The 1,962-nt window shown below is 39.4% G+C and carries 2 protein-coding genes and 1 pseudogene; all 3 read right to left on the reverse strand.

All coding sequences use genetic code 11. From position 1 onward, the window contains the following. A pseudogene (locus C1642_RS19830) lies at positions 1-161 on the reverse strand (ABC transporter substrate-binding protein); the annotation flags it as partial. Between the two features lie 82 nt (positions 162-243). After that, positions 244-1,104, reverse strand: a complete 861-nt coding sequence (locus C1642_RS17160) for a transporter substrate-binding domain-containing protein (protein ID WP_103236641.1) — start codon at positions 1,102-1,104, stop codon at positions 244-246. Positions 1,105-1,134: 30 nt separating this feature from the next. Next, positions 1,135-1,866 (reverse strand): amino acid ABC transporter ATP-binding protein, encoded by a 732-nt coding sequence (locus tag C1642_RS17165; RefSeq protein ID WP_001130362.1) that lies wholly within the window; start codon positions 1,864-1,866, stop codon positions 1,135-1,137. Positions 1,867-1,962: the final 96 nt, after the last annotated feature.

The following is a 1,962-nucleotide window of genomic DNA, read 5'->3' on the forward strand; positions in this document are numbered from 1 at the left end:
ACCACACCATTCTTTTTGATCTGTTCAATACTTGACGTAGTTTGTGTGGTATCGGCCGATTTTTCAGTAGACTGAGTTCCTTTATCACATGCAACCAAACCCAAACTCAGTAAAGATGCAGCCAAAATATGCTTCACGTTTTGAAATGTTAATGTTGTCATTATTTCACCCTATCGTTCTTGTAAAAGTCTTATTTAGAATCACAGCGCCTACTTTTAGGCACTGCTCTAGCGATATCGAAAATTATTGGCCTACGTCTAAAAACACATTCGGATTGACCGAGTCACCGTAAATTGGTTTCAAGGTTTCATCATAAATTTTCTTAATTTCACCGCTTGTTCTGAGCTGCTTGATTTCAGTATTGAGCCAATTCAATAATTGGGTATTGCCCTTTTTAACTGCTGGTGCAATAAACTCTTGATCACCAATAGACTGAATACCTGCAACATAATTTGGGTTCTTCGCGGCCCATGCCAAAGCATACGTACTATCTTGTGAAATTGCGTCACCACGACCGTCGGTTAAGGCTTTAAAAGCATCCGAGTTTCTTTCAAACTTGAGTAAATTCACTTTCGGATAATGCTTGGTAAAGTAAGTATCCGAACTTGTGCCTTTATTTACGATTAAGGTTTTACCTTCTAATTGGGCAATGTCAGTAATCGGCTTGGCTTTAGGCGAGACAATCCCAAAAGCCCCTTTTAAATAAGGCTCGGCAAAATCGACAACTTCCTTACGTTCAGGGGTTACTGTAAATGTCGCGAACACCACATCGGCACGATTTGATTTTAAAAACTCCACCCGATTTGAAGCTTCAGTCACAATAAACTCAACTTTCTTTTCATCACCAAGCAAATCTTTAGTCACCCGTTTTGCTAGAGCCACATCAAAGCCCTGATTATTCCCCGCACTATCTACATAACCAAACGGCGGATCATCAGCAAAAACGGCAACGCGTAAAACCCCATTTTTTTTGACTTGTTCTAAAGAATGGTCTTCTTGAGCATTACTTGCCTGTTCAGTTGATGGTGTTTTACTACATGCAGTTAATAAAACCCCAGCAACGGCAAGACTGCTTAATATTTTTATTGAATTACGTTTAAACATTCACTTCCTCATGATTCAAATAATAAAAATTTAGTACGACAAAATATTTAAGAAAGCTTTCGCTCGTTCTGTTTTTGGCTGTTCAAAAAATTCTTCTGGTGAAGCCTGTTCAATAATCTTGCCCTTATCCATAAAAATAATGCGGTCAGCAACCTTACGGGCAAAGGACATCTCATGTGTCACAATCAACATGGTCATTCCTTCATTTGCTAATTTGAGTACTACATCGAGCACTTCCCTAACCATTTCTGGGTCAAGCGCAGCGGTAATTTCATCAAGTAAAATCACTTGAGGTTGCATGACCAATGAACGAACAATGGCAATACGCTGTTTTTGTCCACCTGAAAGTTGTCGTGGATAATCGAGTTTTCGCTCATATAGCCCGACTCGCTTTAACAACTCATCTGCTACTTGTTCTGCTTCATCGCGGTGACGTTTTTGTACTTTAAGTGGCCCGAGCAAAATATTGTCAATGACGTTCATATGCCCAAATAGCTCATAGTTCTGAAAAACCATGCCAATTTTTTGACGAGCATTAGTCCAGTCCACGTCTTTACCAAGCACACCTGAGCCAGTTAAACGAATTTCGCCACCCTGAATCGGTTCTAAGCCGTTAATACAGCGCAATAAGGTACTTTTACCGCAGCCCGATGGGCCTAAAATAACAACCACCTCTCCTTGTTCTACATCTAGATCAATGCCCTGTAAAATATGACTTTGTGCAAATGATTTCTGTAATTGTTGTATCGATAACAAAGGCATAATTACTCCCAGACCTTTTCTAAATGTGCCGCCAAACGAGATAAGGGATAGCAAATCAGAAAATACAAAATAAAAATAAAACCATAAATCCAAAGA

The sequence above is a fragment of the Acinetobacter sp. AKBS16 genome (assembly GCF_002899995.1).
Classification (GTDB): domain Bacteria; phylum Pseudomonadota; class Gammaproteobacteria; order Pseudomonadales; family Moraxellaceae; genus Acinetobacter; species Acinetobacter baumannii.

What these genes read in the sequence shown, in the direction of transcription:
- C1642_RS17165 (WP_001130362.1), bottom strand. Translation starts at nt 1,866, where the DNA reads ATGCCTTTGTTATCGATACAACAATTACAGAAATCATTTGCACAAAGT.
- C1642_RS17160 (WP_103236641.1), bottom strand. Translation starts at nt 1,104, where the DNA reads ATGTTTAAACGTAATTCAATAAAAATATTAAGCAGTCTTGCCGTTGCT.